This window comes from Streptomyces novaecaesareae (assembly GCF_000716875.1).
In the GTDB taxonomy this organism is placed as follows: Bacteria; Actinomycetota; Actinomycetes; order Streptomycetales; family Streptomycetaceae; genus Kitasatospora; species Kitasatospora novaecaesareae.
Genome location: NZ_JNWQ01000030.1, coordinates 44,649 through 68,293 on the forward strand (window position 1 = coordinate 44,649; position 23,645 = coordinate 68,293).

Below are 23,645 nucleotides of genomic sequence, written 5' to 3' on the forward strand. Positions count from 1 at the left end.
TCCGGCGCACACTTGAAGTGATCATGAAAAAAGCGATCGGGCCCGGTCGGGCCCGATCGCCTTTCACCCGGATTGCGGAGAATTCGGAAGAACGCCTGCGCTCCGCACCCCGGATGTGCTCAGCGCTTGGCGCGCAGCCGGGCGGCCTCGTACAGCACGATGCCCGCCGCGACACCGGCGTTCAGCGACTCGGTCAGACCGGACATCGGGATCTTCACCCGCATGTCGCAGGTCTCCGAGACCAGCCGGGACAGGCCCTTGCCCTCGCTGCCCGCGACGATCACGACCGGGCCGGTCAGCAGCTCCAGGTCGCCCAGCTCGGCCTCGCCGTCGGCGGCCAGGCCGACCACCATCAGGCCGGCCTTCTGGTAGGCCTCCAGGGTGCGGGTCAGGTTGGTGGCCCGGGCGACGGGCAGCCGGGCCGCGGCGCCGGAGGAGGTCTTCCAGGCACCGGCGGTCATGCCGGCCGCGCGGCGCTCGGGGATGACCACGCCGTGCGCGCCGAAGGCGGCGGCGGAGCGGACCACGGCGCCCAGGTTGCGCGAGTCGGTGACCCCGTCCAGGGCGATGATCAGCGCATCCTGACCGGCGTCGGCGGCGTCCGCCAGCAGGTCCTCGGGGTGCGCGTACTCGTACGGCGGCACCTGGAGCACCAGGCCCTGGTGGTTGAGCCCGCCGGTCATCTGGTCCAGCTGCGGGCGCGGGGCCTCCATCAGCGGGATGCCGCGGTCGTTGGCGGCCTGGAAGGCGTCGCGCACGCGGTCGTCGGTGTCGATGAACTGCTGGACGTACAGCGCGGTGGCCGGGACGCCGCCCTGCAGGGCCTCGACCACCGAGTTGCGGCCGAAGACCAGCTCGGCGCTGCCCGCGCCGCCGCGGCCGCCGCGACCGCCGGCACCGGCCCGGCGCATGCCGGCCCGGGCCTTGGCGTCCCGCTCGCGCTTGATCGCGGCGTTGGCGGCCCGCTGCTTGGGGTGGCCCTTGCGCTCCTCGCCGGGCGGGGTCGGGCCCTTGCCCTGGAGCGCCTTCCGGCTGTGGCCGCCGGTACCGACAGACGCACCCTTCTTCGATCCGGGGTTGCGACGGTTCCTGCGTGCACTGTTGCCGGCCATGGCTGTACTTCCTGTCTGTCCGGCATGCCCGGGCCGCCCCGCTCTGTCCGGCGGCGGCCGACGGCATGCGCTACGTCATGCGGGAGGGCCGCACCGGTCCGGTACGGCCCACCCATCACCCCGATCGTCGGATGGGGTTACTGGCTGTTGATCGTCCAGCGCGGGCCGGACGGGGTGTCCTCGATCGCCAGCCCGGCGAGGCCGAGCTGGTCGCGGATGGCATCCGCAGTGGCGAAGTCCTTGCGCTGGCGCGCCGCCTGCCGCTGGTCCAGGACCAGGCGGACCAGCGAGTCGACCACACCGTGGAGGTCCTCGCCGCGCTCCGTCCCGGCCCAGTGCGGGTCGAGCGGGTCGAGGCCCAGCACTCCGAGCATCGCACGGACCTCGGCCAGTCGCGCCACCACGCTCTCCTTGTCGTCCGCGTTCAGGGCGCTGTTGCCCTGGCGGACGGCGGCGTGCACGACGGCCAGCGCCTGCGGAACGCCGAAGTCGTCGTCCATCGCCTCGGCGAAGGCCGGCGGCACCTCGGGCGCCGCGTCGACCGTGCCGCAGCGCTCGACGGCGCGCTGGACGAAGCCCTCGATCCGGCCGAAGCCGGTCTCGGCCTCGCGCAGCGACTCCTCGCTGTACTCGATCATCGAGCGGTAGTGCGGGGAGCCCAGGTAGTAGCGGAGCACGATCGGCCGCCAGCGCTGGACCATCTCGGAGACCAGCACCGAGTTGCCGAGCGACTTGCTCATCTTCTCGCCGGCCATGGTGACCCAGGCGTTGTGCGCCCAGAAGTTGGCGAAGTCGTCGCCGTAGGCCTTGGACTGGGCGATCTCGTTCTCGTGGTGCGGGAAGATCAGGTCGAGCCCGCCGCCGTGGATGTCGAAGGCCTTGCCCAGGTACTTGTGGGCCATCGCCGAGCACTCCAGGTGCCAGCCCGGGCGGCCGCGGCCCCACGGGGTGTCCCAGCTCGGCTCGCCCGGCTTGGCGGCCTTCCACATCGCGAAGTCTCGCTGGTCGCGCTTGCCGGTCTCGCCGTCGCCCTCGGGCTGGCGCAGGTCGTCCAGCTTCTGGTTGGAGAGGGCCAGGTAGTCGGGGTACGACTTCACGTCGAAGTAGACGTTGCCGTCGACCGCGTAGGCGTGGCCCCTCTCGATGAGCCCCCGCATCATCTCGATCATCTCGGGGATGTGCCCGGTGGCCCGCGGCTCGACGGTCGGCGGCAGGCAGCCGAGCGCGGCGTAACCGTCGTTGAAGGCGCGCTCGTTCTCGTAGGCGATCTGCCACCACGGGGTGCCGAGCTCGCGCTCCTTGGCGATCACCTTGTCGTCGATGTCGGTGACGTTCCGGGCGAAGGTCACCTGGTAGCCGCGGTGGGCGAACCACCGCTGCATGATGTCGAAGTTGAGGCCGGACCGGATGTGCCCGATGTGTGGCGCCGACTGGACGGTAGCGCCGCACAGGTAGATCGAGACACAACCCGGTACAAGCGGGACGAAGTCGCGTACCTGGCGGGTGCTGGTGTCGTACAGACGAATGCTCACAGCGTCAAGCGTAGTGGGCGGCGGGGGGTGCCCCGCCACATTCCCCGGGACAACGCCGGTGTGATCCCGGGGAACGACGGGTTACGGGCAGGGGGGTCAGATGCTGCCGACCACCTTGCGCGGGCTGAGCCGGACGACCACCCGGACGTCGTCCGGGCCGTCGAAGCCGTATTCCTCGCCGCGGTACTTGAGGGACAGCTCGTCGATCAGCTCCCGGCCGCCCTCGGTGGTCAGCGTGACCTCACCGCGCGCCTCGAAGTACTCGTACGGGCTCTCCGGCGGGTTGATCACGATCGAGACGCGCGGGTCCTTCACCAGGTTGAGCTGCTTGCGACGCCCCTGGACCGTGGAGAACAGGATGTCGTCGCCGTCCCGCTTGACCCATACCACCGAGGACTGGGGGCTGCCGTCCGGCTGGATCGTGGACACCACGGCGAAGCTCTTGCTGTCGAGCAATTCCTTGGCCTTGTCGGAGAGTTCGACACCCATCGGAAACCTCTTCTCGTCGGCTGCGGCACGAACCCGGCAGAACGACCCGCGCGGGCCCGGACCGCACACTACCGATTCGGGCCCCGCAGCACCGGGTGAACACCCGTCAGTGGCCGGGAGTTTCCGTCCCTCCGACCGACACCCCGCTCAACGCCGCTCGTACACCAGGGCGGTGGCGATCGCGGCCAGTCCCTCGGCCCGGCCGGTCAGGCCCAGCCCGTCGGTGGTGGTGCCGGAGACGGAGACCGGGGCGCCGGCCGCCTCCGACAGCGCGGCCTGGGCCTCGGCCCGGCGCTTGCCGATCTTCGGCCGGACGCCGATCACCTGGACCGCGATGTTGCCGATCTCGAAGCCCGCCTCGCGGACCAGCCGGGCCGCCTCGCCGAGCAGCTTCACCCCGGAGGCACCGGCCCACTCCGGGCGGTCGGTGCCGAAGTGGGCGCCCAGGTCGCCGATCCCGGCGGCCGAGAACAGTGCGTCGCAGGCGGCGTGCGCGGCGACGTCGGCGTCCGAGTGCCCGGAGAGCCCGGCCTCGGCGTCCGGCCACTCCAGTCCGGCCACCCAGAGCGGGCGGCCGGCCTCGAAGGCGTGCACGTCGGTGCCGATCCCGACGCGGGGGATCAACGGCTCAGCGCGGGGGATCAGCGGCTCAGCGCGGGGGATCAGCGGGTCAGTAGGCATCGGCGGCCCTCCGGCGGGCGAGTACGGCCTCGGCGAGCACGAGGTCCAGCGGGCGGGTGACCTTGAACGCCTCCTCGTGGCCGGGCACCACGACGACCCGGCCGCCGTAGCGCTCGACCAGGCCGGCGTCGTCGGTGACCGGCGGGGCGTCGGCAGTGCCGGCACTCTCGTCGGCCAGCGCCTTGGCGTGCACCTCGACCAGGGTGGCGCGGTCGAAGCCCTGCGGGGTCTGCACCGCGCGCAGGGTGGAGCGCTCGGGCGTGTCCAGCACCGGCTCGGGCCCGCCCGGGTTGGGCTCGACCCGCTTCACGGTGTCGGCCAGCGGCACCGCCGGCACCACCGCCCGTGCCCCGGCCCGGACGGCGGCCGCGACGGCGTCCACCACCTCGACCGGGACCAGCGGACGGGCCGCGTCGTGCACCAGGACGATCTCGACGTCCTCCGGGATCGCGGCCAGGCCGAGCCGGACCGACTCCTGGCGGGTCGCGCCGCCGGCCACCACCCGGATGTCCTTGTCGTCCAGCCCGTGGCTGTCCAGCAGGGCGACCACCTCGGCCACCCCGTCGGCGGGCGCGGCGACCACGACCAGGCCGACCGCCCGGCTGCGGGCCAGTGCCCGGACGGCGTGCACCAGGAGCGGTACACCGCCCAGCTCCCGCAGGGCCTTCGGGGCTCCGGGCCCCAGCCGCTCACCGCGTCCGGCGGCGGGCACCACTGCTGCTGTGATTGCTGCTGACGCGTTCAGGTTTCACTCCTTCGGCGAAGTGGGTATGGCCATGGCGTGCCCGGCGGGCGCACCGGGCCCCTTCCGAAGAACCACGGTCCGCTGCCCGCCGCACAGCTCCGCAGGATCCGCGCTCCACAGAATTCGCAGAAGGCGCGGTGCACAACGCGGTGCAGAAACGGTCTTGCAGGCCTGGACCGGCTCAGGGCGGGGGCGTCGTCCGGACACGCCTCAGCGCCCGGAGTGCCACTGCACCACTCCTGGACGGTTCGTCCAAGAAGCGGCGCGCCGGCACCGGGCGCTGTGAGCGTAGGGCGACAGCCCGACTGCACTGTGGTGGCGCGTGCGCTACGAGGCGAGGACCTCGTCGAGCAGCGTCTCCGCCTTGTCCTCGTTGGTGTTCTCCGCCAGCGCGAGCTCGCTGACGAGGATCTGGCGCGCCTTCGCGAGCATCCGCTTCTCGCCGGCCGAGAGGCCGCGCTCGCGCTCGCGACGCCAGAGGTCGCGCACGACCTCGGCGACCTTGATAACGTCGCCCGAGGCGAGCTTCTCCAGGTTTGCCTTGTAGCGACGGGACCAGTTGGTCGGCTCTTCCGTGTACGGTGCGCGCAGCACCTCGAAGACCCGGTCCAGACCCTCCTGGCCGACTACATCGCGCACGCCGACGAACTCCGCGTTCTCGGCGGGCACGCGGAGCGTCAGGTCTCCCTGCTGCACCTTGAGCACCAGGTAGGTCTTGTCCACACCTTTGATCTGGCGAGTTTCGATGGCCTCGATCAGCGCGGCCCCGTGATGGGGGTAGACCACCGTGTCGCCAACCTTGAACGTCATGTGACAGGACCCCTTCCGTGGCTTTCCAGAATAACACGCTTCTCGGCGCACCCGAAGGGCGTTTTCGCAGGTCAGGGCAGGTCTCGGGGCTTGACAAGGACCCCCATGACGTGCTGCGACCGGTGTTCGAGGGGGGCTTCCCGCAGGTCGGAGGCGGTTCCGGGGTTCGGCGAAACCCTTGCGCGACACCCCCGCAACCATGATTGGATCTTGAGCTTTCACCCTTTTCCGGGTCGCGGCCGAATCGTTATTCGATCTTGGTCGAAGCTTGTCCCCGCCGTGACCGGGACATGCCGGACGTACGGCCGGACGGCCCCCGGCGGCCCTCAGGAGTGCGACACGGGGACCACCCCGTGAGGAGCGCATAAGTGAGGTCGATAATCTGAGACCTGACCTACCGACACGTGACCTAGGGAGAAGCCGCCGCCGTGAGCCGCAGCCTTCGACGCGGCAGCATCGCCGCCATCGCCGCCATCGCCATCGCCTCGCTGTCGTCCTGCGCGGCCGGCAACACTCCGGACACCCTGCAGATCAAGCCCGACAACGCTGCGGCGACGCTCGGGACGAACCTCCGGCTGAACAACATCGTGGTCGTCACCGGGGAGAACACCTCGGGCGACTACACCGGCGCTGCCACCGTGGTCGTCAACATCGCGAACACCGCGACCACCCCGGCCGAGCTGCAGTCCATCACCATCGGCACCAGCACCGCGACGTTCGCCGACGCCGCGGGCGCCCCGCTGTCCGGCATCGTCATCCCGGCCGGCGGCGCCGTGGCGATCGGCGGCCAGGGCAACCCGTCCGCCACCGTCGCGTCCGCCTCCGTCCACGTCGGTGGCTTCGCCCCCACGACCTTCGCCTTCAAGGACGGCCAGAAGGTCGACGCCCAGGCCGGCGTCAGCCCGGACTCGGGCGAGAACGGCCGCGGCCTGTACAAGGGCTTCGGGCCGACCCCCTCGGCGAGCGCCACGCCCGCCAAGACCGCCTCCCCCACCGCGGGTGCCCCGACGCCCGGCGCCACCACCCCGGGCGCTCCGGCCACCCCGGGCACCACGCCCACCGGTGCCGCCGTCCCGGCCGGCGCCACCACCCCGGCCGTCCCGGCCGCGCACTGACCCGCCACACCGCTCCCGGCGGGCCCGCCAAGGCCCGCCGGGAGCAATGCGAAGGCCCCCGCCGGCGACTGCCGGCGGGGGCCCTTCCGCGTGGGGCGGGCGCCAGTGCGGCCCCGCCCCTGCTGCGTGACGGTTTACGGCTCGAACTTGTAGCCCAGGCCGCGGACGGTGACCAGGTAGCGCGGCGCGCCCGGGTCCGGCTCGATCTTGGCCCGCAGGCGCTTCACGTGGACGTCCAGGGTCTTCGTGTCGCCGACGTAGTCCGCGCCCCAGACCCGGTCGATCAGCTGCATGCGGGTGAGCACCCGGCCCGCGTTGCGCAGCAGCATCTCCAGCAGGTCGAACTCCTTGAGCGGCAGGTCGACCTTGGCGCCGTCCACGGTCACCACGTGCCGGTCCACGTCCATCCGGACCGGGCCCGCCTCCAGAGCGCCCGGGCCGCCGCCGTTCTCGCCCGCGCCGCCGTCCTCGCCGCGGCGGCGCAGCACCGCGCGGATCCGGGCGACCAGCTCGCGGGTGGAGTACGGCTTGGTGACGTAGTCGTCAGCGCCTATCTCCAGACCGACGACCTTGTCGATCTCGCTGTCCTTGGCGGTCACCATGATCACCGGGACGTTGGAGCGCACCCGGAGCTGGCGGCAGACCTCGGTGCCGGGCAGGCCCGGCAGCATCAGGTCGAGCAGGACGAGGTCGGCGCCGTTGCGTTCGAACTGCTCCAGGGCGTCGGGGCCGGTGGCGGCGACGGCCACCTCGAAGCCCTCCTTGCGGAGCATGTACGAGAGGGCGTCGCTGAACGACTCCTCATCCTCGACCACCAGTACTCGGGTCACGATCAGGCCTCCGGGGCAAGCTGGGGGGTTGTGGCTGACAGGTGTTGTTCCCGCTCCCCGGCGGGGAGCGAACGGTCGGTACGGTCCGTGGGATCCGTGCGGTCCGTGGTGAGGGTTCGGGGTGCCGCGGCGGGCCCGGCGGCGTCCGGGCCGTGGTCCGGGCCGCCGGCGGTCTCGGCGAGGTCGTCGTGGAAGTCGTCGGCGAAGTCGTCTGCGAGGTCGTCGTCGTGTTCGTCGGCCGCGGGCGCCTGACCGGCGGGCAGGCGGATGGTGAAGGTCGACCCCTGGCCCTCGACGCTCCACACCGAGACCGTGCCGCCGTGCGAGGCGGCGACGTGCTTGACGATGGAGAGGCCGAGGCCGGTGCCGCCGGTGGCCCGGGAGCGGGCCGGGTCGACGCGGTAGAAGCGTTCGAAGACCCGCTCGCGGTCCTTCTCGGAGATACCGATGCCCTGGTCGGTGACGGAGATCTCGATGAGCTCGCCGTCCGCCTCCCCGAGCGCCGCGGCACTGGAGATCCGCCGGGTGGCGATCGCCACCCGGGTGCGGGGCGGGCTGTAGTTGACGGCGTTCTCGACCAGGTTGCCGAGCGCGGCGGCGAGCTGGCCGCGGTTGCCGTGCAGGTAGAGGCCGGCGATGCCGCCGGCCGCGATCAGGATCTGCTTGGCGGCCGCCTGCTGGCGGCAGCGGTCGATCGCCTCGGCGATCAGCTCGTCCACCGCGACCGGCTCCGGGTCGACCATCAGCCGGTCGTCCTGGACCCGGGAGAGGTCGATGATCTCCTGGACCAGGCTGGCCAGCCTGGTCGCCTCGACCTGCATCCGGCCGGCGAAGCGCTGCACCGCCTCCGGGTCGTCGGAGGCGTCGGCGACCGCCTCCGAGAGCAGCGACAGGGCGCCGACCGGGGTCTTGAGCTCATGGCTGACGTTGGCCACGAAGTCCCGGCGGACGGCCTCCACCCGGCGCCGCTCGGTCTGGTCCTCGACCAGCACCAGCACCAGCCGGGAGCCCAGCGGGGCGACCCGGACGGAGACCGCGAGCGGCTCGACCGCGCGGGCGGCGCCCGGCCGGGGCACCTCCAGCTCGACCTGGCGGATCTCGCCGTCCCGGCGGGTGGCACGGGCCAGCGCGAGCATCGGATCCACGGCGACCGCGCCGCCGCGCACCAGGCCCATCGCGTACGCCGCCGAGCTGGCCTTGACCACCTCGTCGCCCTCGCCCAGCACGATCGCGCAGGAGCGGAGCACGGAGAGCACGGTGTCGACCCCCGGCGGCAGCGGGGGTTCGGGGGTGCCGGTGCCCAGTGTCTGGTGCCGGCCCTGGTTCTTGCCGCCGGTTCCGCTGTGCCTGCCCCGGGCCTGCTCGCGCTCGCTCCAGCGGAAGGCGATGGAGGCGGTGAGGCCGACGCCGAGCCCGGCAATGGCGCAGGCAGCGGCGGCGGCCACGTTCACGTCCATGTGGCCAGCGTAAGCGCACGGCCAGGCCACTCCCCAAGGGCTGGATCAAGGCATCCACCGCGCGTTGCCGAGAATTCACCTCCACGTAGCTGTCGATTCACCGCACCGGCCGAACGTCGTCGCCCGAGCGGCGGAAAGTTGGCCGGGCAGCCCGTGTGGGAGAGATCGGTGTGCCGAAGAGCGGCCACCGGCTCGGGTGTGCGCGTACGATGCGCGCCACCAGCAGCGGCCACTCGAACGCCGGAAAGACGGTCGGACGGGATGACCGGTCGGCACCGCCACCGACACAGCTTCTGAGGAGAGAACATGCGCGACGCGTACCACGAGGAACTCGATGCGATCGGCGACAGCCTGGTCGAGATGGCCCGGCTGGTCGGCTCTGCCCTCGGCCGCGCCACCACCGCCCTCCTCGACGCGGACCTGGCGCTGGCGGAAAGCGTGATCTCCGCCGACGAGCGGATCAACGACCTGCACCACGAGCTGGAGAACCGGGCGATCGACCTGCTGGCCCGCCAGCAGCCGGTCGCCACCGACCTGCGCATCGTGGTCACCTCGCTGCGGATGAGCGCCGACCTGGAGCGCTGCGGCGACCTCGCCCGGCATGTCGCCAAGGTCGCGCGGATGCGCTACCCCGAGACGGCGGTGCCGCGCGACCTGCACTCCACCGTCCTGGAGATGGGCCAGCTCGCCCAGCGCCTGGTGGCCAAGGCCGGACTGGTGATCGCCACCAAGGACGTCGACAAGGCCCTGGAGATGGAGCAGGACGACGACGCCATCGACTCCCTGCACCGCGAGCTGCTGTCGCACCTGATCGACGAGCGCTGGCACCACGGCATCGAGACCGCCGTCGACATCACCCTGGTCGGCCGCTACTACGAGCGCTTCGCGGACCACGCGGTGTCGGTCGCCAAGCGCGTGGTGTACCTGGTGACGGGCGAGCACGTGGCCGAGTTCGTGGCCGCCACCGAGGCCGCCGCGGCCGTGGAGGCCGGCGCGGCGGAGTGAGCTCCGCTCCAACGACCGCTCACCCCGAGGGGTGAGTAAACCTGTGGCGAGGGTGGTGCGGACGCACGGTTCTCCGTACGTCCCACCACTGCGCGCCCGTTGACGCTCCCTCCGTTCGGGGATTCACTCGAAGTATCGGGCGCCGGAGTGTGCCCGCTTCACGGAGGGAACCGCTCGATGAAGGCCAACCCGACCCGCCCGGCCCCGGCCCGCGAGACCGTCGAGCCGATCGCCCCGAAGCTGCTTCCCGTCCTCGCCGCCGGCTGCGGCTGCGGCCCGGGCTGCGGCTGCGGCTGCCAGTCCGGCGCGCCCTGCCAGTGCGGCGGCGCGGACGGCGGCTGCTGCGGCGGCCACTGAGCCGTACCGGATCCGAGGCCCCCGGGTGCACGACCGCCGTAGCGGACGGCCGTCCACCCGGAGCCCCCGGGGGCCCGTTCCCGGCGTCAGAACCTGACGTCGGTGCAGGAGTAGAAGGCGTTCCCGGTGTCGGCGATCACCCAGACCGCGACGATCACCTGATGGCCGGTGCGCCCGGTCGGGATGGTCGCGGTGTGGCTGAGCGTGCTCGGCACCTGCTTCCCGCCGTACGGCACGGTCAGGAAGGGTGTCAGTTCCAGGTCGGCGCGGGTGACCGGCCGGCTCGCGTCGTAGCCGGGCTTGGTCAGGTAGTACGTGAAGTTCGTGGTCGCGTGCCGGGCGGTGAACGTCCAGGTGAAGGTGAACGGTCGGCCCGCCGTCACCGGTGTGGTCGGCCAGGCGCCGCCGTGCGGGTCGTCCAGTTCGGCGAAGCGGTCGTTGCCGCCGGCGCAGATGGTGCCGTCGGACGGGCCGGCGGCCGGGAAGCCCTTCGGGCCCTCGACGCTCTGCGGCTCCCACTGGATCTCGCCGCAGTCCCAGGCGACCGCGTCCGCGGCGCAGAGCGCGGCCCGGCTGGGCGGGGTCGAGATGTACCCGTGCGACGACGCCGGGAAGGCGAGTGTGAGCGGGACCGCCAGCGCGGCGACGGCCGCCCCGACGATGTGACGTGTGCGCATGGTGCTCCTCCGTGGGGGTGGATGGAGAGTGCGCCGGGGCGCAGACGCGCGCGCGTGGGGGTGCGGCGGCCCGAACGGGGGATTCCTGGCATGCCTGCGCCAGTCCGGTGCCCTCACGGTAGGAGCCGCCCCACCGCCCGTCAATGGTCTGAACCACTTCCGCCTCCGCCCAACTCGCCCACGGCAAAGGCCTGTTGAGCGAAGCCGAACGAAGAAGGCCCCGCCCCCGGCGAACCGGGAGGCGGGGCCCACTGAGCTTCGGGCTTACTTCTTGCCCTGGTTCTTGACCGCCTCGATGGCCGCGGCGGCGGCGTCCGGGTCGAGGTAGCGGCCGCCCTTGGTGACGGGCTTGAAGTCGGCGTCGAGCTCGTACACCAGCGGGATGCCGGTCGGGATGTTCAGGCCGGCGATGGCCTCGTCGGAGATGCCGTCGAGGTGCTTGACCAGCGCGCGCAGGCTGTTGCCGTGGGCGGTGACCAGGACGGTCCTGCCGGCGGCGAGGTCCGGGACGATGGCGTCGTACCAGTACGGGAGCATCCGGTCGACGACGTCCTTCAGGCACTCGGTGCGCGGACGCAGCTCGCTCGGGATGTCGGCGTAGCGCGGGTCCGCGGCCTGCGAGTACTCGGCGTCGTCGGCCAGCACCGGCGGCGGGGTGTCGTACGAGCGGCGCCACAGCTGGAACTGCTCCTCGCCGAACTCGGCCAGGGTCTGGGCCTTGTCCTTGCCCTGCAGCGCGCCGTAGTGCCGCTCGTTCAGGCGCCAGCTGCGGCTGACCGGGATCCAGTGGCGATCGGCCTTGTCCAGGGCGATCTGCGAGGTGCGGATGGCGCGACGCAGCAGCGAGGTGTGCAGGACGTCGGGGAGCAGGCCCTCGGCGGCCAGGAGCTCGCCACCGCGGGCGGCCTCCTTCTCGCCCTTCTCGTTGAGGTCGACGTCGACCCAACCGGTGAACAGGTTCTTCTGGTTCCACTCGCTCTCGCCGTGGCGGAGCAGGATGAGTCGGTACGTCGTGTCAGCCATGGCCCCCAGCTTAGTGGAGGGCCCGAAAACCCCTGGTGGGGACCATCGACCCATGGGTAATGTGTGCGCCGCGCACCTGCCACTTACGCGCGTCGGCTGACCGGGCCTGCCCGCGCCGCTCAGCGGACGCCTGCCCTCGGGAGCCCCCACATGCTCGTCACCCCCCGGTTCCGAAGAATGCTCCAGGAGACGGCGGGCGGGCTGCCACGTCAGTTCTGGTGGCTCTGGGTCTCGACGCTGGTCAACCGGCTCGGCGCCTTCGTGGTCACCTTCCTGGCGCTCTACCTCACCAGCAGCCGGGGGTACTCGGCTTCCTACGCGGGCCTGGTCGCCTCCCTGTTCGGCCTCGGTTCGGCGGTGTCCTCGATCGTCGCCGGGGTGCTGACCGACCGGATCGGGCGGCGCCCGACCCTACTCGCCGCGCAGCTCGGCACCGCGCTGTTCACCGCCGTGCTCGGCTTCACGGACGGCCGGGTGGCGATCGCGGTGGTGGCCTTCCTGGTGGGCTTCTGCAACAACGCCACCCGGCCGGCCATCTCGGCGATCATCGCGGACATCGTCCCGGCCGCCGACCGGGTCCGCGCCTACTCGCTGAACTTCTGGGCGATCAACCTGGGCTTCGGCCTCTCCTCGGCGGTCGCCGGCCTGATCGCCACCCACGGGTACCTCACGCTCTTCCTGCTGGACGCGCTCTCCACGGTGCTCTGCGCCGTGGTGATCTTCGTCAGGATCCCGGAGACGAAGCCCGACGCCCCGGCGGAGAAGGCCGACGAACCGACCATCGGCCTCGGCACGGTGTTCCGCGACAGCCGCTTCATGGCCGTGGTCGGGCTCACCCTGCTGCTCGCCCTGGTGCTCCAGCAGGGAGCCACCACCCTCGCCGTGGACATGGGCCGCCAGGGGGTCACATCCTCCGAGTACGGCCTGGTCATCGGCCTGAACGGGCTGCTGATCGTACTGCTGCAGATCCCGCTCACCCGGTGGGTCGAGACCCGCAGCCGGTCGGCCATGCTGGCGGCGGCCTCGCTGTTCATCGGCTGGGGTTTCGGGATGACGGCCCTCGCCGGGTCGTCCGCGTGGCTCTACGCCCTCACCGTGGCGGTCTGGACGGTCGGGGAGATCTTCTACACGCCGACCCTCATGGGCCTGATCGCCGAACTGTCGCCGACGCATGCGCGCGGGCGATACCAGGGCGTCTACGGGCTCTCCTGGGCGCTCGCCTCGTTCCTCGGCCCGGCCGCGGGCGGCGTGCTGCTGGAGCGGGCGGGCGGCGGGGTGCTGTGGGGCGCGTGCGCCGTCTGCGGGACGGTCGCCGCGGCCGGGTACACCCTGCTCGGGAAGCGGACCGGTGCCGCGGCGGACACCGCGCCCGTGGTGGCCGCCGGGGTGGCCGCGCCCGCGGCGGAGGCCGAGAAGGCTCCGGCGGGCGCCTGAGCCGGGCCGGTCAGCCGGCGGCCGGGGAACCGTCGGCGGCCGGGGAGCCCTCGGCGGCCGGGGAGCCCCCGGTGGTCGGAGCGGCCAGGTGGGCGAAGGCGGCCAGGTTGCGGGTGGACTCCCCGCGCTTGGTGCGCCACTCCCACTCGCGCCGGATCGCCGAGGCGAAGCCCAGCTCCAGCAGGGTGTTGAACGGCTCGTCGGCGTTCTCCAGCACCGTCCCGAGCAGCCGGTCCACGACCTCCGGGGTGAGCGCCTCCAGCGGCAGCCGGCCGGCCAGGTAGACGTCGCCGAGCGCGTCGATCGCGTACGCGACGCCGTACAGCCGGGTGTTGCGCTCCAGCAGCCAGCGGTAGACGGCCTCGTGGTTCTCGTCCGGGCGGCGGATCACGAAGGCGTTCACCGACAGGGTGTGGTCGCCGGCCCGCAGGGCGCAGGTGGTGCTCAGCTTCCGGGTGCCCGGGAGGGTCGCCACCAGCGTGTACGGGTCGGTGGCGGCCGGCTCCCAGCCCACGCCGGCGTCGTCCAGGGCGGTGCGCAGGAGGGTCAGGGCCTCGTCCTTGGTGCGGATTGCCATGGGGGTGACGTTACTCGGCGGTACCGGTGGGCGCAGCCGCCCCGGCCCCGGTTTCAACGGCGCCGACTTCAATGGCCCCGGCGTCAACGGCCCCGGCGTCAACGCCGCCGGGCGACGGCCAGCCGGCCGGACGGGCGGGCCAGGCTGCCGGCGTACACCTCGGCGGTGGTCGCGGCGGCGCTGTCCCAGCCGAAACCGGCCGCGTGCCGGGACGCCGCCGCACCGCGCCGGGCCACCAGCTCCGGGTCGGTCACGTACGGCTCCAGCGCGTGCGACCACTCCAGCGGGTCGTGGCCGCGCACCAGGGTGCCGGTCTCGCCGTCCCGCACCGCGACTGGCAGGCCGCCGACCGAGGCCGCCACCACCGGGGTGCCACAGGCCTGCGCCTCCAGCGCGACCAGGCCGAAGGACTCGCTGTACGAGGGCATCACCAGGGCCGTCGCCGCGCGGTACCACTCCGCGAGCCGCTCCTGGCCGACCGGCGGATGGAAGCGCACCACGTCGCAGATGCCGAGCTGGGCGGCGAGCTTGTGCAGGCTCTCCGGCCGGGCCAGCCCGGTGCCGGACGGCCCGCCGACCACCGGCACCACCAGGCGCTCGCGCAGCTCGGGGCGGCGGGCCAGCAGCGCGGCGACCGCCCGCAGCAGTACGTCCGGGGCCTTGAGCGGCTGGATCCGGCCCGCGAAGAGCAGCACGGCCGCATCCTGCGGCAGGCCCAGCCGGGCCCGGGCGGCGGACGGCGCCTGCGGGCCGCCGGGGCGGAAGACGTCCAGGTTGACCCCGGGGTGGACGACGGCCAGCTGGTCCGGCCGGGCCGCGTAGTGCAGCGCCAGCTCGGCGGCCTCCTCGGTGGTGTTGGCGATCAGCCGGTCGGCCGCCTCCACCACCTGCGTCTCACCGATCACCCGGGCCGCGGGCTCGGGCGTGTCGCCCTCGGCCAGCGCGGCGTTCTTGACCTTCGCCATGGTGTGCATGGTGTGCACCAGCGGCACCCCCCAGCGCTGCGCGGCCAGCCAGCCGACCTGCCCGGAGAGCCAGTAGTGCGAGTGCACCAGGTCGTAGTGGCCGGGGCGGTGGCCCGCCTCCGTGCGCAGCACCCCGTGGGTGAAGGCGCACAGCTGGGCCGGCAGGTCCTCCTTGACCAGGCCCTCGTACGGCCCGGCGGTGACGTGGCGGACCAGCACGCCCGGGGCCAGCTCGACGGTCGGCGCGTCGTCCGAGCAGATCGCCCGGGTGAACACCTCGACCTCGATGTTGAGGTCGGCCAGGCGCTTGGCCAGCTCGACGATGTAGACGTTCATCCCGCCGGCATCCCCGGTGCCGGGCTGGTGCAGCGGCGAGGTGTGCACGCTCAGCATGGCTATCCGGCGCGGACGGCGGCGGCCCGGGACGAGCGACTGGAGCCGGCCGCGCGCGGGCACGGCCGACTGGGCACGGCGTACCGAACGGACGGGATGCTGGATCACCTGGCTGAAGCCTCCTCTGTGCGGCCCGTCCGGGCGGCCGCGCCGGGCCGCCCGATGTCCGGTGTGCGCTGCCCCGTCCGGGCACACATCACCATCAGAATGCCAACCACGCGGGCGCCGCCCCGCATTCCCGGTCCGCCCCACGAGCCGGGCGCGCCGGCATCACCCCTGGTCAGCGCGGTGCCACCGGAGGCCCGACTACCCTTCTGGGCATGGCTGCCTCCTTCGACCCCACCACCGCCGCGCCCGCCCGCGGGCGGACCGGACGCCCGGTGGGGACCGTCACCCGGGGCACCACCAACACCAACCGGCTGCGCCGGATGGACCGCTGGATCGCCCACACGCTGGGCCGCGCGCTGCGCGCCGCCGCGCGCCCGCCGGTCGCGGTGGACCTCGGCTACGGCGCCGCCCCCTGGACGGCCGTCGAACTGGCCGGGCGGCTGCGCGCGGTGCGGCCGGACGTGCGGGTGGTCGGGATCGAGATCGAGCCGGAGCGGGTCGCGGCCGCGCTGCCGTACGCCGAGCCGCCGCTGCTCACCTTCCGGCGCGGCGGCTTCGAGGTGCCGCTGGACGGCGGTGCGCCGGCCCAGCTGATCCGGGCGGCCAACGTGCTGCGGCAGTACGACGAGTCGGCGGTGGCCGGGGTCTGGGAGCGGCTGTGCGCCCGGCTCGCCCCGGACGGGCTGCTGGTCGAGGGCACCTGCGACGAGGTCGGGCGGCGGCACGTGTGGGTCGCGCTCGGCCCGGAGGGGCCCCGGACGGTGACCTTCGCGGCCCGGCTGGGCGGCCTCGGCCAGCCCTCCGACCTGGCCGAACGGCTGCCGAAGGCGCTGATCCACCACAACGTGCCGGGCCGGCCGGTGCACGCCTTCCTGACCGACTTCGACCGGGCCTGGGCGGCGGCCGCGCCGTACGGGGCGTTCGGGGCGCGGCAGCGCTGGGTGGCCTCCTGCACGGCGCTGGCGGGCAGCTGGCCGCTGGTGGACGCCCGCGGGCGGTGGCGGCAGGGCGAGGTGACGCTGCCCTGGTCGGCGCTCGCCCCGTAGCCGCCTTACGGGAGTGGGCGAGCCGCCGTACCGGGGTGCGCGAGCCGCCGTACCGGGGGGGTGCGCGCGGGAGCTGGTGAGCGATCCGACGCATTCACTCGAACGAGTTATCGAATATCTCTGGCGTGTTGACGCCTCGCCGCGTCACGATGGACCCGGCCGAGCGGCGGCACCACACGCCGCCCGGCAGGCACCGTGCCCCGCCCAGCCGTCCGCCGTCCCGCCGCCATTCGTCCCGCCGTCAGTCGTCCCGACCGAGCAGCTCCCGCCGAGCCTGTTCGAACACGAGGTACATCTCCGACCCGAACAGCACGAACCGCACCTCCGCCAGCTCCGCGCCCGCCTCCGCGTCACCGCCGTCCAGCACCTGCGCGACGGTGGCCAGCGCGATCCGGGCCGCGTCCGCCGGCGGCCAGCCGTAGATCCCGGCCGACACGGCCGGGAAGGCCACCGTGCGCGCGCCCAGCTCAGCGGCGGTGCGCAGCGACTCGCGATAGCAGGAGGCCAGCAGCTCCGCCCGCTCCTCGTACTCCTCCGCCCGGTACACCGGCCCGACGGTGTGCACCACCCACCGGGCCGGCAGCAGTCCGGCCGTCGTCGCCACCGCGCGCCCGGTGGGCAGCCCCCCGCCCCAGTGCGAGGCGCGCAACCGGCGGCACTCCGCCAGGATCTGCGGCCCGCCCCTGCGGTGGATCGCACCGTCCACCCCTCCACCGCCCAGGAGGGACGAGTTGGCGGCGTTCACCACCGCGTCCACCTGCTGTTCCGTGATGTCACCCTCGACCAGGGTGATCCGTGTCACCACCACCGTCCCCCTTCTCCGCCCCGCGCGGCAGCCGCCGGGGCGGGCATCCGAGCCGTCGTCCGAGTCCTATCACCACACCGCCACCGGCGTGGCAATAACCACAACGGCGCCGGTCGGCCAAAGAAATCCCCGGAGATCACGTTATGGTCGCGAGAAGTTCCCCGACGCACGGTGCCAGGAGGGCACTGCGGACGGACGTCGACCGTTACGCAGTCGGGGAAAGGGAGGAACCACCGATGCCCGCAACGGGAGACGGGCGGGCACCTGGTGCCGCGGACCTGTCGGGCGCCCATGGCGGCGCCCCCGTCGGTCATGCCCGCACCCGCCCGGCCAGCACCGGCCCCGCGACGGCGACTCCCCCGATACCCCACCCCCGCTCGCAGCCCGTCCGGGCGGCCCACGCCGCCCACCCGTCCCACGTCTCCGAGGTCCCGGCGGGGCCCGGCCCGGACGGCCCCGCCGACAGCGGCGCGCCACTGCGGCTGCTGGTCATCGAGGACGACGTCTCGGACGCCCAGCTGATCAAGGCGGCGGTCGCCGACAGCGGCACCTCGATCGAGATCCACTGGGCCCGCGGCCTCGACCAGGCCACCGCGCTGCTGGCCACGCCCGCGCACTCGGCCCGGCGCGGACGCTCCCGCGGCCACGAGTTCGGCTGCGTACTGCTCGACCTCACCGCGCTCGCCGACCTGCCGCACCCCTCCGACTCCTCCGACGGGCTGGAGGGCCTGCACGAACTGCTCCGCCGTGCCCCGCACATCCCCGTCGTGGTGCTCACCGACGCCGCCGGGGCCGAACTCGGCGCGGCCGCCGTCGCCGCCGGCGCCCAGGACTTCCTGATCAAGCACGAAACGGACGGCCCGCTGCTGGCCCGCGCCCTGCGCTACGCCGTCGAACGCAAACGCGCCGACGAGTCCCAGCGCCGCCTCGTCGAGGCCGAGTTGCGCGGCCAGGAGAACGCCCGCCTCCAGCGCCACCTGCTGCCCACCCCGCTGCTGGACGGCGCCGGGCTCTCCTTCACCCGGCGCTACCGCCCCGGCCGCCGCCGCGCCCTGCTCGGCGGCGACTTCTACGACGCCGTGCGCACCGACGACGGCACCGTCCACGTCGTGATCGGCGACGTCTGCGGCCACGGCCCGGACGAGGCCGCGCTCGGCGTCGCCCTCCGGATAGCGTGGCGCACCCTGGTGTTCGCCGGCCTCACCGGCGAGGCCCTGCTCACCACCCTCCAGCACGTGCTGGAGCACGAGCGGCGCAGCGACGAGATCTTCGCGACGCTCTGCATGCTCGTCATCGAGCCCGGCGGCACGGACAGCGACCTCGACTCGCTCGGCTCCGGCGAACGGGCCCGGCTCTACCTCGCCGGGCACCCGGCGCCGCTGCTGCTCGGCCGCGACCACCAGCCGGTCTCCCTGCCCGCCGACCTCGCCGGGCCCGCGCTCGGCCTGCTCCCGTGCCACGACGGACAGGCCGCCTGGCCCGCCCACGACGTCGAACTCCGGCCCGGCTGGCGGCTGTTGCTCTACACCGACGGGCTGATCGAGGGACGGGTCGGGGCCGGCTCCCGGCGCCTGGGGCAGGACGGGCTCGCCGACCTGATCGGCGACCACCAGTCCGCCGGGCTGACTCGGGGGCGGCTGGTCGACAGCGCCATCGCCGAGGTCGAGGAGCTGAACGGCGGGGCGCTGGCCGACGACGTCGCGGTGCTGCTGCTGGAGCGCAACCCGGTGCAGCTGATCCTCGGCTGACCGGCCGACAGACGGACGGGCGGACGGACGGGCGGACGGGCCGGCGCACCGGCGTACGCGGAGCCTGCGGACATGCGGCGGCCCGGGCGGGTGAACTCCCCGCCCGGGCCGCCGCGTTGCCCGTCGCTTCGGCTACCAGGGCCCGTACGGACCGGTGTTGCTCCGGCCGCCGCGGCCGCCACCCCCGGTCAGCGCCCGGATCGCGGGACGGACGTCCACCACGTAGACGATCGACGCGACCAGGCCGGCCAGGGTGCCGATGCCGGTGAAGAAGTTCACCCCGAACAGGAAGTCCCAGCCGAAGGAGATCGCCAGGATCGCGACCCAGAACCCCTTGGTCTTCTTGTCCGCCGCCCGGTAGGCGTCCTCGCGGCGGGTGGCCGCGTCGACCAGGGCGAAGAACTTGTAGGCCAGGATGGCGATCGTCGCCCACCAGATCGGGTTCAGGTACTGGAAGGCCAGAATCTGGAGCGTTCCGCCCATCGCGATCTCCTCTGTCTCTCAAACTCCGGCGCTTCGATCGCCGTCCATCCTGGCACGACGACCGTCCGCGCCGGGGTCAACGTCCCGCGGTCACCGAATGTGCCCCGGCCGGGGCCCGCTCACTCCGAGTCGGCGGGGGCGGCCTTGGCCTTCCGGGCCCGGGCGGGCTTCTTCGGCGTCGGCTCGGCGCCGCCGTCCTCCAGCAGCTCGGCCTCGACCGGCTCCGCCCCGGCGGGCTCCCCGGCAGGCTCCTCGGCCAGCTCGGCCGGTCCGGCGGCCTCGGCCGCCGCGCCCGGGCGGGCCTTGTCCACCACGACCTTGCCGCGCTCGGCCAGCTCGTCGTACGTCTCCTTGGCCTTCACCGCCAGCTCGACCGCCCGGCCCACCTGCTGCAGGGCGAAGCCCTGGGCCCGCTCCTGCAGGGCCTTGAGGTCGGTGGGCAGGGCGGTGACCGCATCGCTGACCTTGGCCGGCGCCCCGACCAGCAGCGACTGCGCCTCCTGGAGCCGCGCGGCGGCCTTCTCCTGCGCGCCCTTGCGGTCCGCGGCCAGCGCCTCGACCTTGCCCGGCACCTCGCGCAGCTTCTCGTACGCGAGGTCCCCGGCGCCGGCGAGGGCGTACAGCGGGGTGGGGTCGCTGAGGGTCTTCTTGATCTCGTCGGTGATCGGCATGGTTACCGGTCCTCCCGGTGGGTGTTCTGGGTGACTGAGCCGTCGGTCGTCGCACCCGGGGCCGGGGCGGCGTTCTCCTTGAGGAAGGCGTCGTAGACCGCGAGCAGCGCCTGCTTCTGCCGCTCGTTGATCAGCGGATCGGCCAGGATCGCGGCCCGCAGTTCCAGGCCTTCGCCCCGCCGCTCCTCCAGGATCCCGGCCTGGACGTACAGCGTCTCCGCCGAGATCCGCAGCGCCTTGGCGATCTGCTGCAGGATCTCCGCGCTCGGCTTGCGCAGCCCGCGCTCGATCTGGCTGAGGTACGGGTTGGACACGCCGGCGGCCTCCGCCAGCTGCCGCAGCGAGTACTGGGCGTTGCGGCGTTGCTCCCGGATGTACTCGCCGAGCGAGCCGACGTTGAGTGAGGCCATGCGGACAGCCTGCAACACCGCGCTTGCAAATGCAAGCAGGGCGCTAGCGGAATGCAAATGCGGCGCGGGCCGGGCGACGGCGGGGGAACGGCCGGTGGGAGCGCCGGGGGAGGGGGAGCGGCCGGTCAGGCCAGATGGGCGAGCAGCAGCTCGGTGAGCCGGGCGGGGGTGCGCAGCGGGAGGTAGAGGTCGGCGTCCGGGACGAGGTGACCGCGGGCGCCGGGGATGTCGGCGGCGAGCCGGTGCGCGATCGCCGCGATCTCCGGGTGGTCCCGGTCGCCGTGGACGACCAGGGTGGGGGCGGTGATCAGGCCCAGGCGCGGCTCCGCCGCCCGCTCCGGGGCGCCCGCGAGGAAGTGCTCGCTGACGAGGCGGCGGGCCGCGTTCTCCTCGACCATCGCCGCGATCAGCTCGCCGCCCGGCGCGGTACGGCCCATGGCCGCCCAGACGGACAGTTCCAGCTCGGCCAGGGCCGCCGCGTCGCCCCGTCGGCGGGCCTGCGCGTAGGCGGTGGTCTCCGGGGACGGCGGCCAGTCGTGGCCGCTGACCGAGGCGCCGACCAGGGCGAGGGAGGCGACCCGGCCCGGGTGGGCGAGGGCGAAGTCCAGGGCGGTCTCCCCGCCCATGCTCAGGCCGACCAGGGCGGCGCTGCGCAGGCCGAAATGATCCAGCACCGCGCGCAGGTCCTCGACGTCGTCGAAGGGGTGCTCCGGTTCGGCGGACCGGCCCAGGCCCCGGGCGTCGTAGCGGATCACGTCGTGGTGGCGGGAGAGCGCCGGGACGACGGCGTCCCACAGCCGGGAGTCCATGCCGGAGCCGTGCAGCAGCACCACCGGGCGGCCGGCCCCGGTGCGCTCCGCCCACAGCCGGCCCCCACCGGGGGCGGGGACCTGGACCTGGGACACGGGGTGACCGGTGCTGGGGCTCATGCGGCGATCCTCCCAGGGCGCCGGGAGGAGTCGGACGACGGGCCCTACGGAAGGCGGATGGGCATCAGGACGGAGAAGGTGCCGGCTCGGCCGGGGGTGCGGATGGCCAGCGGGGCGATGGGGCCGCCGAGTTCGAGCAGGAGCTGGCCGGGCTGCCCGGGCTCGCCTGGCTTTCCGGGCTGTCCGGGCTGTCCGGCGGCGAGGGCGTCGAGCAGGAAGTCCCGGTTGACGGCCAGTCGGAAGTCCTCGGGGGCCGGGTCGGCGGCGACGGTCAGGCGGCCGTCCTCGGTCAGGGTGAGGACGGTGACCTCGCAGTCGGCGCCGTGCGGGCCGGAGGGCAGGGTGCGGGTGGCGCCGGTCTCGACGGCGGCGCGCAGGTCGGCGGCGGCGAGGGTGATCCGGTGCTGCGGTTCGAGCCTGGTGAGGGCCCGGTGGTCGGGGTAGTCGAAGTCCAGCGCGGCGCCTTCGATCCGGTGGTCGCCGATCTCGAAGCGCAGCAGGCCGCCGCCCAGGGTGAGCGCGGCCTCGGCCGGGCCCGCGCCGAGCAGGGCGCGCAGGGCGTCCACCAGGGGGGTGGGGACGATGACGCCGGCGTGCACGTCCGCGTCGGCGGCGGGTACCTCGGCGGCGGGTACCTCGGCGAAGGCCATCCGGTAGCGGTCGGTGGCGACCAGGCGCAGCACCGCGCCGTCCGGCTCGAACAGCACTCCGGCGAGGGAGGGCAGCTCCGGGTCTCCGCAGACCGCGAAGCGGACCGCGTCCAGGGCGGCGGCCAGTTCCTCGGCCGGGACGGTGAGGCGCAGGTCGGCGGGGGTGGTCGGCATCGGTTGCTCCCTCTGGTCGATCATCGCGTGGATCAGGGAGAGCTCGCGGCGGGCGTCGGCGAGGCCGTCCTCCAGTCGGCGCAGGTGCGCGTCGAGCACCTGCCGGGCCTCGCCGCTGCCGGGCGCGGCGCCGAGCACGGCGCGGATGCCGGCCAGCGGCAGGCCGACCCGGCGCAGCCGGGCCAGCAGCCGGGCGTCGGCGAGCTGGCCGGGGCGGTACCAGCGGTAGCCGGTCTGCGGGTCGACCCAGGCGGGGGCGAGCACCTCGGCGCCGTCGTAGTACCGCAGGGTGCCGACGCCGAGGCCGCTGGCGCGGGCCAGCTCGCCGATGCTGTGCAGCTCGCTCTCCATGCCGGTGACTCTGCGGGCTCGACCTGGTCGAGGGTCAAGCCCGGTCGGCACCGCCGCCGGGGGTGGCGGGGGTGGCGGGGGTGGCGACGTGGGTGAGCTTGCCCGGGTTGCGGACGGCGCGGATCGCGGAGATCAGGAGCGTGCCGTCCGGCCCCTCGACGAAGTCGAACACCGAGACGGAGTCGACCGCGCCGTCCAGGGTGACCAGCACGCCGGGCTCGCCGTTGACCAGGACCGGGTGGACGGCGGCGCCCTCGCCCAGCTGGCGGAGCACGCCGAGGGTGAAGCGGGCCACGTTCTCGGCGCCGGTGACCGGCCGCAGCGCGGCGCGGATCACGCCGCCGCCGTCGCTCCAGGTGGTGACGGACGGGGCGAGCAGTTCGAGCATCCGGTTGAGGTCGCCGCCGACGCAGGCCGCCAGGAACTCGTCGGTCGCCCGGCGGCGCAGCTCGGGCGGGGCGTCGTAGCGGGGGCGGCGGGCACGGACGTGCGCCCGGGCCCGGCTGCCGACCTGGCGGCAGGCGGCCTCGGTGCGGTCCAGGGCCTCGGCGATCTCCTGGTAGGAGAAGCCGAAGGCCTCCTTGAGGACGAACACGGCCCGCTCCAGCGGGGACAGGCTCTCCAGCACCACCAGCAGGGCGAGCGAGACGGTCTCGGCGCGCTCGACGCCGTCGGTCGCGTCCGGCTCGGCGACCAGCGGCTCGGGCAGCCACGGGCCGACGTAGGACTCGCGGCGGACGGCAGCCGAGTCCAGCCGGTTGAGGGCCAGGTTGGTGACCGTACGGGCCAGGAAGCCGGCGGGGCTGGCGACCGGGCCGGTGACCCCGCTCCAGCGCAGCCAGGTGTCCTGGACCAGGTCCTCGGCGTCGGCGACGCTGCCGAGCATCCGGTAGGCGATGCCGAAGACCATCCGCCGGTGCCGCTCGAAGTCGGCCAGCCGGGTGTCGGCCTCCGGGGCTTCGGTCTCCCGGGTTTCGGTCTCCCAGGTGTCGGTCGGCCCGGTCTCGTGGGTGTCGGTCACCCTCGGGACGCTACCGCACGGCGGTCGCGGCCCTCCGGCCACGGAAC

Annotated in this window: 25 protein-coding genes; 6 read left to right on the forward strand and 19 right to left on the reverse strand. The window is 73.7% G+C overall.

Annotated elements, in window-relative coordinates; translation table 11 throughout:
- Positions 1-119: 119 nt before the first annotated feature.
- From rlmB to OP86_RS13955, 6 genes are all read right to left on the reverse strand, one after another.
- Entirely contained in the window at positions 120-1,112 is a 993-nt protein-coding gene (rlmB, locus tag OP86_RS13930; RefSeq protein WP_030258656.1) for a 23S rRNA (guanosine(2251)-2'-O)-methyltransferase RlmB, read from the reverse strand.
- A gap of 137 nt (positions 1,113-1,249) precedes the next feature.
- Positions 1,250-2,644, reverse strand: coding sequence for a cysteine--tRNA ligase (gene cysS / locus OP86_RS13935; RefSeq protein ID WP_030061055.1), 1,395 nt, complete (start codon positions 2,642-2,644; stop codon positions 1,250-1,252).
- Positions 2,645-2,740: 96 nt separating this feature from the next.
- Entirely contained in the window at positions 2,741-3,133 is a 393-nt protein-coding gene (locus tag OP86_RS13940) for a PPOX class F420-dependent oxidoreductase (protein ID WP_030061054.1), read from the reverse strand.
- A gap of 147 nt (positions 3,134-3,280) precedes the next feature.
- Positions 3,281-3,814: a 2-C-methyl-D-erythritol 2,4-cyclodiphosphate synthase gene (gene ispF, locus OP86_RS13945; protein WP_051830066.1), complete on the reverse strand. Its 534-nt coding sequence runs from the start codon at positions 3,812-3,814 to the stop codon at positions 3,281-3,283.
- Positions 3,804-4,529: a 2-C-methyl-D-erythritol 4-phosphate cytidylyltransferase gene (ispD, locus tag OP86_RS13950; RefSeq protein WP_051830067.1), complete on the reverse strand. Its 726-nt coding sequence runs from the start codon at positions 4,527-4,529 to the stop codon at positions 3,804-3,806. Before ispD ends, ispF begins: the two co-directional genes overlap by 11 nt.
- Before the next feature lie 357 nt (positions 4,530-4,886).
- The gene (locus OP86_RS13955; RefSeq protein WP_014136563.1) at positions 4,887-5,369 is read right to left on the reverse strand and encodes a CarD family transcriptional regulator; all 483 of its coding nucleotides are present in this window, start codon (positions 5,367-5,369) and stop codon (positions 4,887-4,889) included.
- A 428-nt stretch (positions 5,370-5,797) separates the two neighbouring features.
- Here OP86_RS13955 and OP86_RS36585 point away from each other — a divergent pair, with 428 nt between their 5' ends.
- Positions 5,798-6,484: a hypothetical protein gene (locus OP86_RS36585; protein ID WP_030061051.1), complete on the forward strand. Its 687-nt coding sequence runs from the start codon at positions 5,798-5,800 to the stop codon at positions 6,482-6,484.
- Between the two features lie 134 nt (positions 6,485-6,618).
- On the opposite strand, the gene phoP is transcribed toward OP86_RS36585, so the two are convergent.
- Together phoP and OP86_RS13970 are read right to left on the reverse strand one after the other, a co-directional pair.
- Positions 6,619-7,314 (reverse strand): two-component system response regulator PhoP, encoded by a 696-nt coding sequence (gene phoP, locus OP86_RS13965; RefSeq protein WP_030061050.1) that lies wholly within the window; start codon positions 7,312-7,314, stop codon positions 6,619-6,621.
- A 2-nt stretch (positions 7,315-7,316) separates the two neighbouring features.
- Positions 7,317-8,771 (reverse strand): sensor histidine kinase, encoded by a 1,455-nt coding sequence (locus OP86_RS13970; RefSeq protein ID WP_234435009.1) that lies wholly within the window; start codon positions 8,769-8,771, stop codon positions 7,317-7,319.
- A 306-nt stretch (positions 8,772-9,077) separates the two neighbouring features.
- On the opposite strand from OP86_RS13970, the gene phoU reads away from it, so the two are divergent.
- Positions 9,078-9,776, forward strand: a complete 699-nt coding sequence (gene phoU / locus OP86_RS13975) for a phosphate signaling complex protein PhoU (protein WP_030061047.1) — start codon at positions 9,078-9,080, stop codon at positions 9,774-9,776.
- A gap of 177 nt (positions 9,777-9,953) precedes the next feature.
- On the forward strand, positions 9,954-10,133 hold the full coding sequence (locus tag OP86_RS13980) for a hypothetical protein (protein ID WP_030258663.1): 180 nt from the start codon (positions 9,954-9,956) through the stop codon (positions 10,131-10,133).
- An 86-nt stretch (positions 10,134-10,219) separates the two neighbouring features.
- Here OP86_RS13980 and OP86_RS13985 read toward each other — a convergent pair whose 3' ends face one another.
- On the reverse strand, positions 10,220-10,810 hold the full coding sequence (locus tag OP86_RS13985) for a lytic polysaccharide monooxygenase auxiliary activity family 9 protein (protein ID WP_030061046.1): 591 nt from the start codon (positions 10,808-10,810) through the stop codon (positions 10,220-10,222).
- A 264-nt stretch (positions 10,811-11,074) separates the two neighbouring features.
- Positions 11,075-11,833, reverse strand: a complete 759-nt coding sequence (locus tag OP86_RS13990; RefSeq protein WP_030061045.1) for a phosphoglyceromutase — start codon at positions 11,831-11,833, stop codon at positions 11,075-11,077.
- Positions 11,834-11,983: 150 nt separating this feature from the next.
- Between OP86_RS13990 and OP86_RS13995 the strand changes: the two genes are divergently transcribed.
- Positions 11,984-13,267: an MDR family MFS transporter gene (locus tag OP86_RS13995; RefSeq protein ID WP_030061044.1), complete on the forward strand. Its 1,284-nt coding sequence runs from the start codon at positions 11,984-11,986 to the stop codon at positions 13,265-13,267.
- Between the two features lie 10 nt (positions 13,268-13,277).
- Here OP86_RS13995 and OP86_RS14000 read toward each other — a convergent pair whose 3' ends face one another.
- Both OP86_RS14000 and mshA read right to left on the reverse strand, forming a co-directional pair.
- Positions 13,278-13,844: a type III secretion system chaperone family protein gene (locus OP86_RS14000; protein WP_030061043.1), complete on the reverse strand. Its 567-nt coding sequence runs from the start codon at positions 13,842-13,844 to the stop codon at positions 13,278-13,280.
- A 98-nt stretch (positions 13,845-13,942) separates the two neighbouring features.
- Positions 13,943-15,310 (reverse strand): D-inositol-3-phosphate glycosyltransferase, encoded by a 1,368-nt coding sequence (gene mshA / locus OP86_RS14005; RefSeq protein WP_051830068.1) that lies wholly within the window; start codon positions 15,308-15,310, stop codon positions 13,943-13,945.
- 212 nt (positions 15,311-15,522) lie between these two features.
- Between mshA and OP86_RS14010 the strand changes: the two genes are divergently transcribed.
- On the forward strand, positions 15,523-16,356 hold the full coding sequence (locus OP86_RS14010) for a class I SAM-dependent methyltransferase (protein ID WP_051830069.1): 834 nt from the start codon (positions 15,523-15,525) through the stop codon (positions 16,354-16,356).
- Between the two features lie 241 nt (positions 16,357-16,597).
- On the opposite strand, the gene OP86_RS14015 is transcribed toward OP86_RS14010, so the two are convergent.
- The gene (locus tag OP86_RS14015; protein ID WP_030258670.1) at positions 16,598-17,158 is read right to left on the reverse strand and encodes an O-acetyl-ADP-ribose deacetylase; all 561 of its coding nucleotides are present in this window, start codon (positions 17,156-17,158) and stop codon (positions 16,598-16,600) included.
- Positions 17,159-17,397: 239 nt separating this feature from the next.
- Between OP86_RS14015 and OP86_RS14020 the strand changes: the two genes are divergently transcribed.
- Positions 17,398-18,909 (forward strand): PP2C family protein-serine/threonine phosphatase, encoded by a 1,512-nt coding sequence (locus tag OP86_RS14020; RefSeq protein ID WP_030061039.1) that lies wholly within the window; start codon positions 17,398-17,400, stop codon positions 18,907-18,909.
- Between the two features lie 132 nt (positions 18,910-19,041).
- Here OP86_RS14020 and OP86_RS14025 read toward each other — a convergent pair whose 3' ends face one another.
- The 6 genes from OP86_RS14025 to OP86_RS14050 all read right to left on the reverse strand — a co-directional run bounded on the left by OP86_RS14025 (position 19,042) and on the right by OP86_RS14050 (position 23,598).
- A complete protein-coding gene (locus tag OP86_RS14025) occupies positions 19,042-19,392 on the reverse strand; it encodes a DUF2516 family protein (protein WP_051830070.1) in 351 nt (116 codons plus the stop codon).
- A gap of 119 nt (positions 19,393-19,511) precedes the next feature.
- Complete coding sequence (locus OP86_RS14030; protein WP_030061037.1) at positions 19,512-20,063, reverse strand: hypothetical protein; 552 nt, start codon at positions 20,061-20,063, stop codon at positions 19,512-19,514.
- A 2-nt stretch (positions 20,064-20,065) separates the two neighbouring features.
- The gene (locus OP86_RS14035) at positions 20,066-20,473 is read right to left on the reverse strand and encodes a helix-turn-helix domain-containing protein (protein WP_033331860.1); all 408 of its coding nucleotides are present in this window, start codon (positions 20,471-20,473) and stop codon (positions 20,066-20,068) included.
- Positions 20,474-20,598: 125 nt separating this feature from the next.
- The gene (locus tag OP86_RS14040; RefSeq protein ID WP_051830071.1) at positions 20,599-21,402 is read right to left on the reverse strand and encodes an alpha/beta fold hydrolase; all 804 of its coding nucleotides are present in this window, start codon (positions 21,400-21,402) and stop codon (positions 20,599-20,601) included.
- 44 nt (positions 21,403-21,446) lie between these two features.
- Entirely contained in the window at positions 21,447-22,577 is a 1,131-nt protein-coding gene (locus tag OP86_RS14045; RefSeq protein ID WP_030258676.1) for a DNA polymerase III subunit beta family protein, read from the reverse strand.
- A gap of 34 nt (positions 22,578-22,611) precedes the next feature.
- Positions 22,612-23,598, reverse strand: a complete 987-nt coding sequence (locus OP86_RS14050) for an RNA polymerase sigma-70 factor (RefSeq protein WP_418952626.1) — start codon at positions 23,596-23,598, stop codon at positions 22,612-22,614.
- Positions 23,599-23,645 lie beyond the last annotated feature (47 nt).

Bases quoted from the DNA above. Each gene is read 5' to 3' on its own strand.
- rlmB (WP_030258656.1), bottom strand. From the start codon at position 1,112: ATGGCCGGCAACAGTGCACGCAGGAACCGTCGCAACCCCGGATCGAAG.
- OP86_RS13940 (WP_030061054.1), bottom strand. From the start codon at position 3,133: ATGGGTGTCGAACTCTCCGACAAGGCCAAGGAATTGCTCGACAGCAAG.
- ispF (WP_051830066.1), bottom strand. From the start codon at position 3,814: ATGCCTACTGACCCGCTGATCCCCCGCGCTGAGCCGCTGATCCCCCGC.
- OP86_RS13955 (WP_014136563.1), bottom strand. From the start codon at position 5,369: ATGACGTTCAAGGTTGGCGACACGGTGGTCTACCCCCATCACGGGGCC.
- OP86_RS13970 (WP_234435009.1), bottom strand. From the start codon at position 8,771: ATGGACGTGAACGTGGCCGCCGCCGCTGCCTGCGCCATTGCCGGGCTC.
- phoU (WP_030061047.1), top strand. From the start codon at position 9,078: ATGCGCGACGCGTACCACGAGGAACTCGATGCGATCGGCGACAGCCTG.
- OP86_RS13980 (WP_030258663.1), top strand. From the start codon at position 9,954: ATGAAGGCCAACCCGACCCGCCCGGCCCCGGCCCGCGAGACCGTCGAG.
- OP86_RS13985 (WP_030061046.1), bottom strand. From the start codon at position 10,810: ATGCGCACACGTCACATCGTCGGGGCGGCCGTCGCCGCGCTGGCGGTC.
- OP86_RS13990 (WP_030061045.1), bottom strand. From the start codon at position 11,833: ATGGCTGACACGACGTACCGACTCATCCTGCTCCGCCACGGCGAGAGC.
- OP86_RS13995 (WP_030061044.1), top strand. From the start codon at position 11,984: ATGCTCGTCACCCCCCGGTTCCGAAGAATGCTCCAGGAGACGGCGGGC.
- OP86_RS14000 (WP_030061043.1), bottom strand. From the start codon at position 13,844: ATGGCAATCCGCACCAAGGACGAGGCCCTGACCCTCCTGCGCACCGCC.
- OP86_RS14010 (WP_051830069.1), top strand. From the start codon at position 15,523: ATGGCTGCCTCCTTCGACCCCACCACCGCCGCGCCCGCCCGCGGGCGG.
- OP86_RS14020 (WP_030061039.1), top strand. From the start codon at position 17,398: ATGCCCGCAACGGGAGACGGGCGGGCACCTGGTGCCGCGGACCTGTCG.
- OP86_RS14025 (WP_051830070.1), bottom strand. From the start codon at position 19,392: ATGGGCGGAACGCTCCAGATTCTGGCCTTCCAGTACCTGAACCCGATC.
- OP86_RS14030 (WP_030061037.1), bottom strand. From the start codon at position 20,063: ATGCCGATCACCGACGAGATCAAGAAGACCCTCAGCGACCCCACCCCG.
- OP86_RS14035 (WP_033331860.1), bottom strand. From the start codon at position 20,473: ATGGCCTCACTCAACGTCGGCTCGCTCGGCGAGTACATCCGGGAGCAA.
- OP86_RS14040 (WP_051830071.1), bottom strand. From the start codon at position 21,402: ATGAGCCCCAGCACCGGTCACCCCGTGTCCCAGGTCCAGGTCCCCGCC.
- OP86_RS14045 (WP_030258676.1), bottom strand. From the start codon at position 22,577: ATGGAGAGCGAGCTGCACAGCATCGGCGAGCTGGCCCGCGCCAGCGGC.